Origin of the sequence: Fuerstiella marisgermanici (assembly GCF_001983935.1) — a bacterium.
Classification (GTDB): Bacteria; Planctomycetota; Planctomycetia; order Planctomycetales; family Planctomycetaceae; genus Fuerstiella; species Fuerstiella marisgermanici.
Window position 1 is genome coordinate 207,908 of sequence record NZ_CP017641.1, and the last position, 16,883, is coordinate 224,790.

The 16,883-nt window shown below is 54.2% G+C and carries 15 protein-coding genes; 4 read left to right on the forward strand and 11 right to left on the reverse strand.

Annotated features, from left to right (window positions below; genetic code table 11):
* Positions 1-13 precede the first annotated feature (13 nt).
* Genes Fuma_RS00795 through Fuma_RS00805 form a run of 3 tightly spaced genes read right to left on the reverse strand, consistent with a single transcriptional unit; the run spans position 14 to position 3,147 of the window.
* Complete coding sequence (locus tag Fuma_RS00795) at positions 14-1,300, reverse strand: hypothetical protein (protein WP_077022451.1); 1,287 nt, start codon at positions 1,298-1,300, stop codon at positions 14-16.
* A complete protein-coding gene (locus Fuma_RS00800; protein ID WP_077028021.1) occupies positions 1,293-2,426 on the reverse strand; it encodes a glycosyltransferase family 4 protein in 1,134 nt (377 codons plus the stop codon). Before Fuma_RS00800 ends, Fuma_RS00795 begins: the two co-directional genes overlap by 8 nt.
* Before the next feature lie 55 nt (positions 2,427-2,481).
* Positions 2,482-3,147, reverse strand: coding sequence for a 2OG-Fe(II) oxygenase (locus Fuma_RS00805; protein WP_077022452.1), 666 nt, complete (start codon positions 3,145-3,147; stop codon positions 2,482-2,484).
* Positions 3,148-3,597: 450 nt separating this feature from the next.
* On the opposite strand from Fuma_RS00805, the gene Fuma_RS00810 reads away from it, so the two are divergent.
* Both Fuma_RS00810 and Fuma_RS00815 read left to right on the forward strand, forming a co-directional pair.
* Entirely contained in the window at positions 3,598-4,317 is a 720-nt protein-coding gene (locus tag Fuma_RS00810; RefSeq protein ID WP_077022453.1) for a YrbL family protein, read from the forward strand.
* Positions 4,318-4,427: 110 nt separating this feature from the next.
* Positions 4,428-5,234, forward strand: a complete 807-nt coding sequence (locus tag Fuma_RS00815; protein ID WP_077022454.1) for a phosphotransferase — start codon at positions 4,428-4,430, stop codon at positions 5,232-5,234.
* 213 nt (positions 5,235-5,447) lie between these two features.
* On the opposite strand, the gene Fuma_RS00820 is transcribed toward Fuma_RS00815, so the two are convergent.
* The 7 genes from Fuma_RS00820 to Fuma_RS00860 all read right to left on the reverse strand — a co-directional run bounded on the left by Fuma_RS00820 (position 5,448) and on the right by Fuma_RS00860 (position 13,269).
* A complete protein-coding gene (locus Fuma_RS00820) occupies positions 5,448-5,744 on the reverse strand; it encodes a hypothetical protein (protein WP_077022455.1) in 297 nt (98 codons plus the stop codon).
* A gap of 175 nt (positions 5,745-5,919) precedes the next feature.
* Positions 5,920-6,684, reverse strand: a complete 765-nt coding sequence (locus Fuma_RS00825; protein ID WP_077022456.1) for a succinate dehydrogenase/fumarate reductase iron-sulfur subunit — start codon at positions 6,682-6,684, stop codon at positions 5,920-5,922.
* Positions 6,684-8,615: a fumarate reductase/succinate dehydrogenase flavoprotein subunit gene (locus Fuma_RS00830; protein ID WP_077022457.1), complete on the reverse strand. Its 1,932-nt coding sequence runs from the start codon at positions 8,613-8,615 to the stop codon at positions 6,684-6,686. Before Fuma_RS00830 ends, Fuma_RS00825 begins: the two co-directional genes overlap by 1 nt.
* 70 nt (positions 8,616-8,685) lie before the next feature.
* The gene (locus Fuma_RS00835; protein ID WP_145943870.1) at positions 8,686-9,426 is read right to left on the reverse strand and encodes a succinate dehydrogenase cytochrome b subunit; all 741 of its coding nucleotides are present in this window, start codon (positions 9,424-9,426) and stop codon (positions 8,686-8,688) included.
* Positions 9,427-9,842: 416 nt separating this feature from the next.
* Entirely contained in the window at positions 9,843-10,499 is a 657-nt protein-coding gene (locus tag Fuma_RS00845; RefSeq protein ID WP_077022460.1) for a hypothetical protein, read from the reverse strand.
* Between the two features lie 811 nt (positions 10,500-11,310).
* Positions 11,311-11,934 carry a hypothetical protein gene (locus Fuma_RS00855; RefSeq protein ID WP_077022462.1) on the reverse strand — a complete coding sequence of 208 codons (624 nt, stop codon included), beginning with the start codon at positions 11,932-11,934 and terminating at the stop codon, positions 11,311-11,313.
* A 30-nt stretch (positions 11,935-11,964) separates the two neighbouring features.
* Entirely contained in the window at positions 11,965-13,269 is a 1,305-nt protein-coding gene (locus Fuma_RS00860) for an IS256 family transposase (protein WP_077022463.1), read from the reverse strand.
* 253 nt (positions 13,270-13,522) lie between these two features.
* Between Fuma_RS00860 and Fuma_RS36705 the strand changes: the two genes are divergently transcribed.
* Complete coding sequence (locus Fuma_RS36705; RefSeq protein WP_077022464.1) at positions 13,523-13,903, forward strand: suppressor of fused domain protein; 381 nt, start codon at positions 13,523-13,525, stop codon at positions 13,901-13,903.
* A gap of 272 nt (positions 13,904-14,175) precedes the next feature.
* Complete coding sequence (locus Fuma_RS00870; RefSeq protein WP_077022465.1) at positions 14,176-15,375, forward strand: winged helix-turn-helix domain-containing protein; 1,200 nt, start codon at positions 14,176-14,178, stop codon at positions 15,373-15,375.
* Between the two features lie 161 nt (positions 15,376-15,536).
* Here Fuma_RS00870 and Fuma_RS00875 read toward each other — a convergent pair whose 3' ends face one another.
* On the reverse strand, positions 15,537-16,658 hold the full coding sequence (locus Fuma_RS00875; RefSeq protein ID WP_077022466.1) for an ISAs1 family transposase: 1,122 nt from the start codon (positions 16,656-16,658) through the stop codon (positions 15,537-15,539).
* Between the last annotated feature and the right edge of the window lie 225 nt (positions 16,659-16,883).

A 16,883-nucleotide genomic window follows, 5' to 3' on the forward strand; every position in this document is an offset into this window, starting at 1 on the left:
GATAAGTTCTGGTTCAATTTGGAGTGCGACCATTTTTGACGAACCAAATACTGGCGGCGATCCGTGACAGACTCTCAGCGGACTCCTTTAGTGCCGCGTCGTTGTTGAAGGCCAGGTAATTTGTCGGGCACCTCTGGCCGTGCAGAAGAAACATTGCGTCGTCATACTGTCGATGTCCGGCTTCGGTGATTTCGTCTTTTCGTCGGCTCACATTTTCATAGCTTGCCATGCAGTGGACCACGGGAATTCTCTTTCCGAAGACTCCCATTAAGGCGGACAGGCGGCTAAATCGAGGGTGGTCAGTTTTACGGTTGAGATACAAAAAGTCAGGCAGCGCGCGATCGACAAACGTATTTCCAGAACCAGCGAATAGAAGCTTCAGCCGCAGACCAAGGCATGCTCGCAGATAAACCAGCGGAGCGATGATTTCGTCAAAATTCTCTCTCGACTGGAACGTCAGTGGACGCACAAAAATCACAGCAAGCTTGTAAATCAGCGATTTGCGATAGAGATGCTTTCCCGTGTAAACACGGCTTACCAGCGCCGTATCTTTGCAGATTTGCGTTGCCAGCGACGTCTTGCCGGCTCCGTCGCAGCCCATAATTGACACCCACTTCGTTTTTCGTGGCGCGGACAGCATTGCCTGAGCGACTCGCTTGAGTCGCGAGTCAGCCGTCCGCTCACTTCGCGAGCCAAGCTGCGAAGTCACGGTAGTCAGGCTGAAGGCCGCATCTGTTGACGAAACGACTCCTGACTGGCGAATCGCTGCCAGTCGCTGAGCAAGGTCATCGTATCCTTCGGTGACACATTTCGCTTCGTATTGCAGCAGCCGTCGCAGCTGCTTATCGTCGGTCACACGCTTTCGTTTGCACACCAGATGCTGTAGAAAAAGACAGGCCTCTACGTCAATCGGTAGCCGCAGGAACGAACCGTCGGACCTCTTTGCGCAGTGTTCCATTTCTTCGAAACACAATGACTGCTTTCCGCCGTCCAACTGCGGCAGTTCAATCCAAAGATCGAAATGTAGGTAGTGCGCCCCATCTAAAGAAAACAGCAGCATCTCCACCTTGCGCCGGCGCTGCCTCACGATATGGACGTGGCACAACCCTTTGCGCACCCATTGCTGAGTTGCGACGATGACTGCCATGACGGATTCTTCCGTCGCCAGCAAATCGATATCGTCTCCATCAATCGAGTTCGCATCGGGCGTGTCATCGCGAAGCTGAATAAAAGCCCACTCGCCGTTTAGAATATGGCCGAGGCACTCCAGCAGTCCGTCGTGCGAGGCTTCGCTAGGCATGACGACTCTCTGAACAGAGTTCGTGGTAAATTTTCAGAGTATCCGACTGCATTTTTTCCAATAGAAAGCTGGAGTTCTCCGTCGGCAGCGAGATATTGCCGGCTTTCGCTGCCTGCAAACGATCCGCCAGCGCCGCGATGTCTCTAAGCGGTATCAGCCCATCAGGAAACACGGTCGACAGTACTTCTCCGACACCCCCGTGATTGTAACCGAGAGTGATTTTTCCCAGCCGGACTGATTCCAACACAGCACGGCCAAAACTTTCAGGTGGCTCTGCAGTCGTGGAAATCACGGCATCACATGCCACGATGACGTCTCGAATGTCCGATCGATGTCCTGTGAAAACGATTCGATCCTGCAACTGCAGATCCTCGACCATGGCACGAAGTTCACAAGCATAGATTTTACGACGCGGGTCTTCTCCGCCAGCGATCACGCCGCATACTTTGACATCGCGATCAGCCAGTATTCGCAGCGCCTTCAGGAAATCGAAGTGCCCTTTCAACCTTGTCACTCGACCGGGGACGCAGGCAACGAACTGCCCCTTAAGCTGCGGATACTGCTGGTACCAGTTCGTTAGCCACTGTGAACTTGGTTGGTAACCGTACGGAAATTCGGTTGGGTCAACGCCGCGATGAACCACGGTGATTTTCTGTGGATCGACACCCGGATAATTTTTCAGCAGTACATCTCGGCAAGTGTTTGAAACCGCGATCACTCGTTCACCGGACGTCATTATCCGGCTGTAGGCGTTCGGGCGGTTCAGGCCATGAACCGTGGTCAGATATCGCGGCCGGGTCGGAACCGGCAGTTTTCGCCACGCCAGCCATGTGACCCATGCCGGTATTCGAGACCGTGCGTGCACGGCATCGGGCTTCACCTGCTGCATCCAACGCCGAAGCTGGCCAACGGACCTCAATGTTCGGGGGCTTTTTTTCCAGATCTGCATTTCAACGTGCTCGCCGCCTTCGCATTCGAGCTGCGTGACCATCTGCCCGCCGCCGGAGATCACAATACTGCGATGACCTGCCGCCACCAATGCGCGGTTGATCTCAAGCGTGCCCCGTTCGACGCCTCCGTTGTGCAACTGCGGAACTAACTGAGCGATCGTGAGTGACTGAACCAACGGATTTCTTTCTGGCCACGGTCGCCCAAATTCAGAATCCAATGGACCGCCGTTACTAAGCACTTTTTCGAAGTGAGCCGGAAACCCATTTTAGAAAGCGTGAGGTTCGGCCACGTTGCGTTTTCCTCAGTTTTTCAGCTTCACTGGTTAACCATGCCACCTGTATCACGCGCCGCTCTCCCTGAAACGGCAGGTGCCCGTGAAACGAATTGTCTGCTCGGCGGAATGCTGCCAATGTGCCATACACGGGACGGACTTCCGGGACTACCATCGCCTCAAAGTCATCGATTCGTTCCAGAAATCGCAGACACCCGTCGCTCGACTGCATCCAGTCCGGATTTAGATACAGCAATGCCGTTACAATCTTGGACGAGCCATCCGTGTGAATGCGTCCGTGGTGCTTTTTTAACGACCGGCAGATGGACACCATTGTTGGGTACTGGCCGAGATTGTCTACGCCCAGACTGTTGCCGATCGCATCGGCGAACTCGGGCGAAGTCATTTGATCAACAACCGATTCGATAGTCGGGCCACATTCCTGAGGTTCGAACGGCAGGTAACCGGCTTCCTTTTGACGTGGGAAATCCTTTTCCAATTCATCGGCAAGCTCTCCAGGCAACTGATTCTCAGCAATCAGCATCGGAAACGGTTCGCTCAGCACCAGGGTATCCGGGCTTTTAAAACGTTCCAGTGACAGTATCGATTCCGTTCGATGCGACATTCTTTGCTCCATTCCAGACGGTCGACCGGCGATCACGTGACAACCGGACGAATTTCCCTTCGGGGAATTGAAAATTTTACAATGGTGGACGCTAAATCCGATGAGCGACCTTGGTTGCGTGAATCGCTCTCAATCGTGGCTGAGAGAAGGTGCCCTCGTCTGCAGTAAGCGGGGATTTTTGACTAGATCCCAAACACTGTCCAGAACTTCGTGCTAACGCAGGCAGTGTTCAGCAGCCCGTTTTCGCTGGCCGCAGAATGAGAGAAATCCGGAATACTGTCAAGATGGAATCGGCCGACTGCAGGATGCTCGTTGTGCAAACCGATCTTTCCTTAGGACAGCAAATGCAGCAAACTTTCGCGTCTGCGCGTACAGGCTGTTTCTTGCGATGCGAAGACGAACCTGGTTGAAGCAACGAACTGCAGAAAAACTGCTTGAAGGATCGGAAAAATGGCGACTGACAGGCCATGCACAGAAGCCACTTTTATAAAACTCGCCGACCAGGAGCCATTTGGCGTCGGAGGCCGGCGGCTGTGTTTCACTCACCCCGACGACCCCGGAAAATGTATAAAGGTTCTGCGGCAGGACCAGCAGCGTACGATCCGAGGGAAACGTAGCGGCATTGTCCCCGCCCGGCTGCGACGTAGATATGACAACAATGCTGACGAACAACAGATTCTTGAGGACCTGTATCGGCGCATCGGACCGGCAATGAGTCAGCATCTTCCGGTCAGCCACGGAATCGTTGCTACAGACCTGGGGCCTGGATTGGTTCTGGATTTGGTCCGTGACTGGAACGGGCAGATCTCCCGCAGCCTGCGTGAGTTGATTTCGACCGGTCACGAATTGGATGAATTCCGCCCAGCCTTCGAAAAATTCGGCCAGTTTTTGATGGCCTACACTGTGCTGACTCGTTCGCTACTGGACCACAACCTGGCCGTTCAGTCACGTAGAGATGGATCGTGGCAGATCTATCTGATTGACGGCCTGGGAGACCCCGCCTTTCTTCCCGTAGCCCGCTGGGTGCAGTCCATTGGCGCCCGAAAGGTACGCAGGCGGTTGGCGGCAGCGTGGCCTCGATTCGAGCGATTCAATCGCAATGGAGGCGTGACACCGGAGCTGATCGCAAACAGCACATGGGGACAGGGCTTTCTGAATCATCGGGGCTGATGATTCAGAACGAGAATGTGTCGGCGGATTTGCAATTTTCAATCAGCCGCAGAATCTTCGTCGAAGAATGGCGTCGAATTCAGTTAGAAATGTTTTGAAGGGGGTTGAACATGGCACTGGCGATTCGCTGGATTAAAAGACGTTACGAACATTCGTTGCTGTCGCCTCGTCGCAAAGAACTTGAACTGGAAATTTCGAATGCTTGGGGGCGGGCAATACGCTTAATCCCGGCGTCGACGTCCGAAAGTTACGACGAAATTCACTATGCTGTAGATCAGGGGCAGCGGCTTGCCGTTGTACGAGTCAACAGCCCGTTTCGAAAAACGCCGGAAGACGTGGCCCCGCACTGCGCCGGGTTTCCTCTGCAGCCAAAGCAACGACTCAATCATGAATGGAATGCGTATTCGAAATTGGCACCCCATCAGCTAAGCCCGGAACCTTTGTGGCGCACGGACGATGCTATTGCCTGCTCATGGCTTAGCTGGCCTCGAGCATCCCGATATCTGGTGCAACACCGCAGCCGCTTCTGGGAAGTGATTCAGCGGGTACTACCCGCAATTCGTGCCATGCACGACAACGGAGTTACGCATCTGGATATGAACCCGGGCAATCTGATGCTGGACCCCGACAGCAATCGTGTCGCCATCATTGACTTCGAATTCGCACCGTCCGAATGGATCACTCATGCTCAGCAAAAAGGCTTCGACTACCTGCGTCTGATGGCCGACTGCACGAAACGCCGTCGAGGTGGGCGTCAATTTGAAGCGAACGTCGATCGCATGGTAAACCTGCTCGATCAATACGTCGACGAAGAATCGCGCGATGCGGACCTGAGATTTTCTACAACGCTACTTCAACGGCTGAACGCAAATCCGGAATTGTGCAACCAGCTTCGCAGGGTCTTTCGCAGACTGTAACAATAAAACGCATGCGGTTGAGTGCGTCACGTAGTTGAGCAGGCAATCCGCCTCGAATTTCGGATCTGTCGGGCGGCGGTACGATCAGCCTTCGTGAGGCGGCTGCGCGACGCATTGTCTACCAACGAGAGAAGAGATTACGCCCGAAAAGCCTGGTTTCTTAACTTACTGGCAGTACGCTGTGATTGCGTTGCCAATTTGCCGGGGCTGAAATCAGGCCTTCTTCTTCGCCGTACCCTTTTTCAGCTTCCCGTTCTGCAGCTCTTCGACCACTTTCGCGAGTGCGGCGGGGTCTTTGGATTCCATGACGTGTGCGATCCGCGTTGGTGGAAGTTCCATTCGCGTCATGATGCCTTCTGCTGTCTCCCACATCTTTTCCTGCTTCTTTCCTGACGACAGGTACAGGTTCGTCACTAGTTCAGCCAAACGCTGATCGTCAATCGCGTCGCGGTTTTCGTAGTACCGCTTGATGACTTTTTGCTGGTGCGGTGAGAAGTCTCGATTTGCCATGGCTGTTGAATTGTCAGTGAGTAACGTGAATCAGGAGTTGCGGCGTAGCATAAGCAATCGCCGTGGTTGGAGGAACAGGGACTGCACACGAAAGAAGCCCGGCTCTTCGAAAAGGCCGGGCTTCCATGTTTTCATCTTCGCGGATATCGCATGCAGGATGCAGCGTAGAAGTTCGTCAAGTTCCCGCCACGATCGATGCTCGCAGGTATTCGCGGTTCAACCTTGCGATGTTGCTCACGGAAATTTCTGCTGGGCAGGCGGCTTCGCATTCGTTGGTGTTGGTGCAGTGGCCGAAACCTTCGTCGTCCATCTTTGCGACCATCCCCAGCACTCGCTGATTTCGCTCGGGGACGCCCTGAGGTAAAATCGCAAGCTGTGAAACTTTGGCAGAGACAAACAGCATGGCCGACGCGTTCTTGCAGGCCGCAACGCACGCTCCGCAGCCGATACAGGCGGCTGCATCCATGGCCACTTCCTGCCGGTTACCCGGTACGGGAATCGCGTTGCCGTCCGGTGCATTTCCGGTACTGACGGAAACGTAGCCGCCGGTGGAAATAATGCGGTCGAAGGCCGATCGATCGACAACGAGGTCACGAATGACGGGAAATGCAGACGCTCTCCAGGGCTCAATGGTGATCGTGTCGCCATTGTTGAAGCGACGCATGTGGAGCTGGCACGTCGTCGTGGCTTTATCGGGGCCGTGTGCCTGACCGTTGATCATCAAGCTGCACATGCCGCAAATACCTTCGCGGCAATCGTGATCGAATTCGACGGGCTCTTCACCCGATTCGATCAGCTGTTCATTCAGCACGTCCAGCATTTCGAGAAACGACATGTGCGTGCTGACGCCGTTTAACTGGTAATTGCGGAACGCACCTTTGTCGTCGGGCCCGGCCTGTCGCCAGATTCGCAATGTCAGGTTCAGAAGGTCGCCGCTCATTATTTATAGCTCCTTGTTGTCGGAGGTACGTTCTCGAAGGTCAGCGGCTCTTTGTGAAGAGTGGGCTCTTCGCCGACGCCGTGATGTTCCCATGCCGCCACGTAGCTAAAGTCATCGTCGTTACGTTTGGCTTCACCTTCTTCAGACTGATACTCTTCGCGAAAATGCCCGCCGCAGGATTCGTTGCGATTCAGAGCATCTGTTGCAAGCAGTTCTGAAAACTCCATGAAGTCGGCGACTCGCCCTGCTTTTTCGAGACTCTGGTTAAGAGTCTCGCCGCTACCGAGCACTCGAACGTCACTCCAGAACTGTTCGCGAAGGTCTTTGATGTTGCCGATGGCGGATTCCAGACCGGCTTTGTTGCGGGCCATGCCGCAATTGTTCCACATGATCTTGCCAAGTTCCCGATGGAAACTGTCGACCGTGCGTTTTCCGCCGACGCCCATCAGTTGATCGATGCGACTCTTGGCTGCCTGAACGGCTTCGACGCAGGCCGGGTGATCTTCCGGAACTTTCGGTAGCGTCGCCTTCGCAAGGTGATCGCCAATCGTGTACGGAATGACAAAGTAGCCGTCCGAAAGCCCCTGCATTAATGCACTGGCTCCCAGTCGGTTGGCTCCATGATCGCTGAAGTTGGCTTCACCGAGCACGAACAAACCGGGCACGTTGCTCATCAAATGATAATCCACCCACAAACCGCCCATCGTATAGTGAACGGCGGGATAGATTTTCATCGGCTGCTTGTAGGGGTTTTCAGCCGTGATTTTCTGGTACATGTGGAACAGGTTGCCGTACTTCTTACGCACGGTGTCTTCACCGTCACGTTGGATGGCATCCGCGAAGTCCAGGTAGACGGCAAGCTGAGTATCGCCGACGCCGTAGCCGGCATCGCAGCGCTCTTTCGACGCTCGTGAGGCCACATCGCGCGGAACGAGGTTACCGAATGAAGGGTAACGACGTTCCAAATAATAATCTCGATCCGCTTCCGGGATCTCTGTGGGATGACGCTTGTCATCGGGACTCTTCGGCACCCAAACGCGACCATCGTTTCGCAGCGATTCACTCATCAACGTCAGCTTTGATTGGTAATCGCCACTGACAGGAATGCATGTTGGATGAATCTGCGTGTAACACGGATTCGCGAAATAGGCACCGCGTTTGTGACAACGCCACGCTGCTGTAACGTTACAGCCCTTCGCGTTCGTGGAAAGGTAATAGGCGTTGCCATAGCCGCCCGTGCAAAGCACAACGGCGTCGGCCGTGTGGGTTTCCAGCTGACCGGTCGTCAGGTTTCGAACGACAATGCCACGAGCCACGCCGTCCACGACGATCAGTTCAAGCATTTCACGCCGAGCGTACAGATCCACCTTGCCAAGCTGAACCTGGCGCATCATGGCCTGATAAGCACCCAGAAGCAGCTGCTGCCCGGTTTGGCCTCGGCAATAGAAAGTTCGGGACACCTGAGCGCCGCCGAAGGACCGGTTGGCCAGCGATCCGCCGTATTCGCGGGCGAAGGGGACTCCCTGAGCCACACATTGGTCGATGATGTTGTTGCTGATCTGAGCCAGGCGATAGACGTTGGCTTCGCGAGCTCGATAGTCGCCACCCTTCACCGTGTCGTAGAACAGTCGCCAGATGCTGTCGCCATCGTTGGGATAGTTCTTGGCGGCATTGATTCCGCCCTGAGCCGCGATGCTGTGAGCACGTCGAGGGCTGTCCTGAAAACAGAACGACTTCACGTGGTAACCGAGTTCGCCCAGCGACGCTGCGGCCGCTCCGCCAGCGAGGCCCGTGCCGACCACGATGACGCTGAACTTTCGTTTGTTGGCAGGGTTCACCAGCTTCATGTTGAAGCGGTGTTTGTCCCAGAGCGTTTCGATCGCTCCTTCCGGAACTCGTGAGTCCAGAGTTTCACTTGCCACATGAACCATCAGTTTGCCTCAACTTATTGGTGCCCGTTCGACGGGTGTTTTCTGAGCCATTCAAAATCGGACCGGACAACTAACCAGCCGTTGCAGGCGGTCCGTAAGAAAAGAACAACAGACTGATAAACCCGAGCGCGATCGCCCATGCGAAAACAACGCAGACAATCCGGATCAACTTATTCCAGCGTGAATGACTGATGCCCAGCGTTTGAAATGCGCTGCTGACGCCGTGAGTCAGATGAACCCCAAGGCCAAGCAGAGCAATCGCGTAGACGACTTTTGCGATGGGGTTGCTGAGTACCTGCTTAACGTGTGCGTAAAGATTTTCTTCGCCATGTTCCAGGCCACGGACGTTAAATTTCATGTCGGCAATATGCAGAACCAGAAATACAAAAATCAGCAGTCCCGTCGGCAGCATCCAGTTGGCTGCTCCGCCGCCAGACATCACAACGTTGTCCTGCTTGGTCGCTTTTTCTTCATAGCTCTTACGACGGGCTCGCTTGCTCATCGCGGCTGTCGACAACGCTAGTCCAATATGAGCGAAGAAAAGTGCCAGCAGGCCGACTTCAGCGCCCCACAACACAGGGCCAAGGCTGTGCAGTTTTTCAGCGTATTCGTTGAACTGCTGTTCACCGGCATACAGCAGCAGATTGCCCGCAAGGTGAGCGACAAGGAACCCGCACAAAGCCAGCCCCGTCAACGCCATCAGAAGTTTCTGACCGACGGACGTGCCACAAACTTTCACAAGCGGCCCGATACCTGGCACCTTTGAAAGCAGCTCAGCAGGAATAGCGAATATTTTACAAAGAAAGTCCAAAGCCCCGCTCCTTCAAGCGTGCATGAACGCGAACAACCCTCAAAACGCGCCGTGATTATAGAAGGCATCTTTAGAACTTCAACGAAGCCGCAAACGTACTCGAAATGAGGAATGCTGGTGGACGTGGCAGCAACCACGGCGGTGACAGCAACCACGAAAGTCACGAAACACACGAAAAGGAATGCGACGGCATAGAAGCAAAGTAGGGACAATTCTATGCAGGATGGGCGCTGTTCATGAGACAATCGGAACAGCAGTTGACTGGCAATGCCCGTCCTGCTGTCTCTTTCGTGTGGTTCGTAAATTTCGTGGTTGAAACCTGCCGCTCTGCGATTCACTTCCGTGCGCAGACACAGCGCAAAAAAAAGCCGACGGTTTCCCATCGGCTCGAAATGCCCTTCTGATTCTTCAAAACATTACACAGCCGGAATCGTGCCGCCGAAGACGGGGCTCCACGGGCCGGTTTCGCCGCGAGTGTTCACCCAGCGAAGCAGGTAGTGAGCCGTCTTGCCGCCGTCTTCTGCCTTGAAGCTCACATCAGCGAAGTCGCGAGTGGCAATGGTGGCCAGGCGATAGTCTTCCGGATTTTCCGGAGCGTGATCGGCGACCGCCACATACACTTCGCAGCCTGTGACGCCATGAGGTTTCCCCTTACGCGTTCGTCGTTGGGGGTCGAAGATCGTGACGGTGTGACGCAGCAGGTCGGTGCTGATCACGGCACCCACAGGAAATTCGGTCGGCGTTTGCACCGGAGTTCTGTGAGAACTGCGAGGCGTCACGCCCAGCCGTTCCAGAGCCGCGTTGCTGACTTCGTCGTTGCCTTTGACAAAACGAAACGTCGACTGCAGAGCATCCAGCAGTTCGGTGCGAGCCACGTCTTTTTCGTTTGTGGCCGCCTTCGCTTCATCTTTGGCGGCTTCGTGAGCTGCCAGTTTTTCTTTGTAAACTTCCAGAGCCGTTTTGACTCGGTCGGTCCGCTCGCCCGCATGGTACTCGTTCGGAAATTCTTCCAGCACGGTGACAGCGTTCTGAGCGAAAGGCCCGAGTTCATGGGCGTTCTTGGGAACAGCCATGAGCACTTCCTTTCGGAAAAGAACATCGCAGAATCATCCAGCCAACGTCTGTCGACGGCGAAGGGCACCCAACCGACAACACACAGCGTGAGGGGACAACACTGCCAAGAGTTACGCAGTCAACCCATCAAACCGGGCCTGCACAAAAAAGCTAGGCCCGAAAGTTCTCACGAACGCGGAAGAATTTTCTGCAGAAGGCCGAAGCCGCAAAACCACCCAGTTAATTTCTGCCGCCGACACGAATGCTAACGATAACGCAGCACATGCACTTCCTACGAACAGCACAACCAAACGCCTCGCTCACTCCGCCGAACAGTTGGACAGGTTCGCCGAAGAGTCTGACAAGTCTGTCAGACTCTTCGACAGGCCTGTCAGAAAGTTGGACAGAGCTGCCAGACAGTTCGACTGGTCTGTCAGAACGTCCGCACAAACTGTCCACCAATCCGCCAGCACAAAATTATTGTTCGACAGAGTTGTCAGCAACCTTTTCCAACTCGCCAGACTTCCCACCAGCGCTGTCAAACCGCAGGACGTCTAGAACAACCACGAAAGGGACGAAATTCACGAAAGAATCGCAGAACTCGGGCCGTGCTTTTTCGTGTGTTTCGTTATTTTCGTGGTTGCCCAACCCACTCACCGAACAATCTGTTCCCATCCGAGCAGCCAGGAGTCAGTGAACCTAAGTAGGGCAGGCTCCCGCCTGCCGAATTCGATCGCGGTCGCTTGAAACACAACCGCTGGCCTGGCAGATGGTCGTAAGAAGTTGTTTTTCGCAGAAAAACAAAGACGTTGGCAGGCGGGAGCCTACCAACTACCGGGACTTGAAGACATAGGCGACGAATGAGTCACGGTTGTTCCGCCATGACAATGTACGCAACTGAAGAACTAATGGACCTGCAGGGACGCGTCGCGAATATGTCTTCCACCGCCCGTCTTCTCCATTTGGAAAGGAACACGCTGTTTCCCCCTTGACTTCAGTCCACCCATCTCGCACGAGCTGTGTTCTGCGAACTTCGTCAAGAACCTCTTTGCCGAGGTACTTCCAACGAATGAGTGCATACACAGTTGCTGGTTTTATCAGTCGAAGTTGTCCATGTCCCAGCCAACTGGCCGAATCTTCACCGGGCTGCCTGAGGAGCAGCACGCCGCCAGCAACTTCTGGTGGCAAAGCAGTAATTAAGTATTGACGAGCCGATTGAATCGGAACCCCGATCTCAGCCTTCTTGAGAATCCAGGAATTCGGAGATGACTCAGTCAGTTCCACAAGATGATCTGAGTCTGTGGGGCTGTCATCGACTGGTGGGCCCGCTGGCGCTCCTTCAATGACAAACTGACCACTGACTTTCGCCACAATCTTATCATTGTCGTACGCAGCGAGTTCATATGGAATGGCCGATGGCTCCTCAGCGGACGCGTAGAATCGAAGATGGAGCAATTGTCAAATGTTGTGTTTTGGGTTTTTGATTTAGGCGGCGATATCATCCTGCATGATTCCGTCTTTGAAGGAACGTCCTTCGATGACGAGTGTGATCTTTTCGTGGCAGTTGAGTCGTCTCCATTTCTTCGATGCTGACTGAGCCAGCTTGAACATCATCGCTAAGCTCGCCCGTCTTGTTCCGCTGCCTTTGGTCTTGCGGTGACGAAGGCGGATCGTCGCGAAGGTGGATTCGATCGGGTTGGTTGTCCGCAAGTGGCTCCAGTGTTCGGCCGGGAAATCGTAGAACGTCAGCAGCTCGTCGCGGTCCTTCTTCAGGCAATCGCAAGCCGCTGCATACTTCGCACCGTACTTTTCAATGAATTTATCGAACGCTTTGTTCGCATCGTCCTTCGTTTCTGCCTGCCAGATTTCGTGCAGGTCGCCTTTCGCTTTGGGTTGAACGCTCTTAGGCATCTTGTTGAGAACATTGGCCGTCTTGTGAACCCAACAGCGTTGTTCACGAGTCTCGGGGAATACTTTGCGGATCGCGGCCCAGAAGCCAAGCGCACCATCGCCAACGGCAACCTTCGGTGACAATTGCAGGCCACGTTGCTTCAAGTCGACCAGTAACTCGCACCAGCTCTGCTCGCTCTCGCGGTAACCGTCCAGCACCGCGATCAATTCTTTCTGGCCTTCCGGCGTAGCCCCCATCAGCACCAGCAAACACTGCTTTTTATTGGCGTCATCCTCCAGTCGGACCTTCGCGTGAATGCCGTCGGCCCAGATGTAAACGTACTGCTTGTTCGATAGATCCCGCTTGCTCCAGTCATCGTATTCGCTGCACCACTGATCCTTGAGCCGGCAAACCACGTTGGGACTCAGCCCGGCGGCCCGCTCGCCGACGAGCGACTGCAACGCCTCGTTGAAGTCACCCGTGGAAATTCCTTTGAGGTAAAGCCAGGGGATGAGTTCTTCAATGGCCTTCGTTTTTCGCAGATAGCTCGGAAGCACGCTTGGCGAGAAAGCCACCCGTTTTTCGCGATCAGGATCGTTGTCGCGGACACGCCCCTGAGTGACCGGAATCGCTCCGGCACCGGTGAGGATGTCCCGCTCCGGAAGGCTTCCGTTCTTGACGACCAGTCGCCGGCCGTGCTCGTCAGTCCGATCCGCATGCATGGCGACGAACGCATCCACCTCGGCATCGACTGCGGTTTGTAGCATCCGCCTGGCTCCCTCACGGACAATCTCGTCGAGCGGACTTCGCTCGTCGAACTGAGCCCGAAAGGAAATCACTTCGGGATCGAGCGCTTGACCCACTGGCACTTTGGTTCGGTCTGTTTTAGTCTTGCTCATAGCGTATTCCTTTGCCCACTTCGGGCCGTTGGAGAGGAGAAGTTCCAACAGGATGCGCCACCTTTCTCATTCACTCAAGAACACAACTTTCGACAATAACTCTCGAAGATGACGGGCCTCCGCCAACGGAAGATCCAGCGTGGTTCCACCCAAACGAACATTGAGTTTCTTCAAGAGCATGGTATCAGAATAAAACTCGGTGTCATTGTGGCCCTTGTAGACCCACACGGCATCCCTGCGTGAGATTTCCGGAATGTCTAACGCATGGGAAGATGCTCAACCTGATCCCAGTGGAGTTTCTGGTCTAGGGTGCGAATTCGTATTCGAAACAGCCACACAGGGAGAATGGGCGATTCTCCGAGTTCAACAAATCATGGCGTTCCAGATTCTTCTCGCACACGGCCGTTTCCCTGGTCGCGATCTCCTCGATGTTTTCGATCGTATCCCACTGCGCGGTCCGATCACACCAGAGCCATCGCAACTGACTCACATAATGGTTGCTCCACCGGTTGGTGACTCTCCCTCGTTTCAATTGGATTCTGGTCATGTTGATTTCCTCGCTCTCGTGGGCATAACGGATGCCGAGGCACAATTTGCCCGTCACTATGATGGCGAGCGTTGCTGGCCCGGCTGAAGAGAAACGATGCGTTTCCGGTCACCGATCCCGAGCGGTCTTGCACCGTCGCCCCCTGACGCCGCAGATTCATTCGGTGGACGCGAGCCGCTACATTTTCGGCGATTCAATGCATACACTGCTGGAAAGGCCATCGGTGATTTTTCGCGGTTCCCGATGGTCCGCTGCCGGGTTGCCTCGTACGTTATCCCACTTGCCTGATTCCCAGGTTGCGGTGAATGCTCATGCTGGCCTGTTGCGGCAAAATTGTGCCCGCTGGGTTTTGAATGTCCATGAACGAATCGCTCTCCACCGAACAAGCCAGGAAACTTGTCCTGTTATCACAGCGGGTGCCGCCGGCGAAGCAGGCCGGTCGAGCAACGGAAGCGACACTGTCGGCGATTGAACATCTTGGATACATCCAGATCGACACCATCTCCGTCGTTCAACGCGCTCATCATCACACTTTGTGGAATCGCAATCCTCGCTACCAACCGAACCAGCTCGATCAGTTAGTTTCCGAGAAACGGGTGTTTGAATACTGGTCTCATGCGGCCGCTTACCTGCCCTTTCGCGACTTCCGGTTCAGCCTTCCTCGCAAACATGCGTTTGCAAATGGCGAGCAGCGGCATTGGTATCAACGTGATGAGCGGATGATAAAGCTGGTGCTCAAACGCATTGCCACCGAAGGCCCCTTGATGGCGAAAGATTTTTCGCATACCGGCAAGAGGGTCGGTGAATGGAAGGCTAAGCCCGCCAAACGCGCGCTGGAGTATCTGTTTATGCAAGGGGATCTCATGGTGCCCCGCCGCGTGAACTTTCACAAGGTTTACGATCTCACTGAGCGGGTGCTGCCCAAAGGGACTGACACCACCGTGCCTGATCGACAGGAATACGCCCGCTTTCTGATTACACGCTACTTGCGAGCAAACGGTTTGGGCCAATCTGCCGAAATCGCGTATCTGCAGAACGGCGCAAAGCCGCTTATTGCTGCGACTTTGGAGGACATGGTTTCTAACAGAGAGCTGCAACGCGTTCGCGTCGCAGATCAGCTGTACTTCGCGTTGCCAGCCACGCTGGAGCTTCTCGGCAAACCGTTGGCTCGCAGCAAACTGAAAATACTTTCGCCCTTCGACAACCTTGTCATTCAGCGCGATCGCGTGAAGGCGTTGTTCGGATTTGACTACCTGATTGAGTGCTACGTCCCTGAACGCAAACGACGACACGGGTACTTTTGTTTGCCCATTCTGTGGGACGGAAAGCTGGTGGCTCGAATGGACTGCAAAACCGAGAGGAAGGAATCAATGCTACATATTCATCATCTGGTACTGGAACCCACAGCCTTGAAAACCGATGCGTTGTTCCTCGCCTTGCGCAAGGAACTGAAATCATTCCTAAAGTTCAATCACTGCACCAGGCTCAAGCTTCACAGAACGTCCCCCGCAAAGGCTAAGACGCAGTTACAGAAGTTTATCAGTGACCTCACGCAATGACCGGCTCCAGTGATGTGTGAATTCAAACCCTAAGATTGCGTTTCAAATTTGAATTCACGACGACGGATCACCATCGCGCGCACACAAACGCACGTTGGTTCAGTTTTACCAATGGATGTGCAATTCACGGGCCCCGGAGACGCGGGGGATTGCACGTTAAGTCATTTGCCGAACAGGACTTTCGCGAGGTATGTCTCATCCCAGGCAGCATTGAGTCTTTTGTTTTTGATCCCCACCTTGGCTGTGGATTCGTTTTTCAGAAGACTCAACGCCGTGCGGCGAAGGATGCTGAAGTTCATGTCTGCGTGGCCTTTACGGATCCTCGATTGATCTTCCTGGAAAGTGACGTCCAGTTGCCAATGCAAATTGTTCTCGACACCCCAATGGCTCCGCACAGCTTCGGCGAAACGACGGCCGGAGACATAACGGCTTAAAATGTAATAGCGGATGCCGATGCACATTTTGCCGTCGCGGAGAGTGTTGTTGATCGCGATCCCGATCGCCTTCAGGTTCTTCCAGCGATGTGCGTCCGGAAGATCCTCCGGCGCACGACAGATCAGATACTGTCGCAAATCTTCGCGGCCGCCGGTGTTTTCTTTCGTTTCAAATCGTCGCACCGGACAGCGTGCAAAGTCATCTTCCAAATGGTCGGCGAAGAACGCGACAAGACCTGCGTGTAGCGTGGGCTGATTGCCTTTCGCGGCAAGACAATAGTCCGCCTCTGCGTCGACAATCTTCGACGCGATTTCCGTTTGGCAACCCATGGCGTCAATCGTCACTAAAGCACCGGAAACCTCGATCAATTCCAGCAGTTTGGGAATCGCCGTAATCTCATTACTCTTCGCATCGACGACGACTTGCCCGAGACTGATATGATTGGCTGTGGCCCATGCACTGACCATGTGGATGGCCGACTTGCCACTGGCTTTGTCATAGCTGCGACGGAGTGTCTTACCATCGATCGCGATGATTTGTCCGTCACTGATTTTCTGCAGAGAAGTGATCCAATTCAGTAAGCACTTTTCAAATTCTGCAGGACGAATCAGAGCGAGGATGGCGTTGAAACGATCGTGCGACGGAATCCCTGCGGACAGATCGAGATACTTCGCAAACCAATCTCGTTTCGTTCTGCCAAACTTCGCAATCGCGACAAAATCATCCGCGCCACTGATCACAGCACAGACTGCAATGAACAGAATATTTTGAAGCGGATAGACCGGCTCACCGCGCCTTGGATCCGTAACATCAGAGAAATGATCGACAAAACTGGTGGACAAAGGCATGGCAGGAATCCTTTCGCGGCTCAAACATTTCAGCACACATAGCAGCGTGAAACATCACACTGACACTGAAGGTTGCCATCTATACCATCTCACCTAATGTCGCGCAATCGACCTACAGCCTGACCTACAGAAGGGAACAACTACGTAAGGTAAGAAATACTCCAATGAATCACAGAATACAGCCAGCCTTTTTCGTGTGTTTCGTAATTTTCGTGGTTGTTAAAC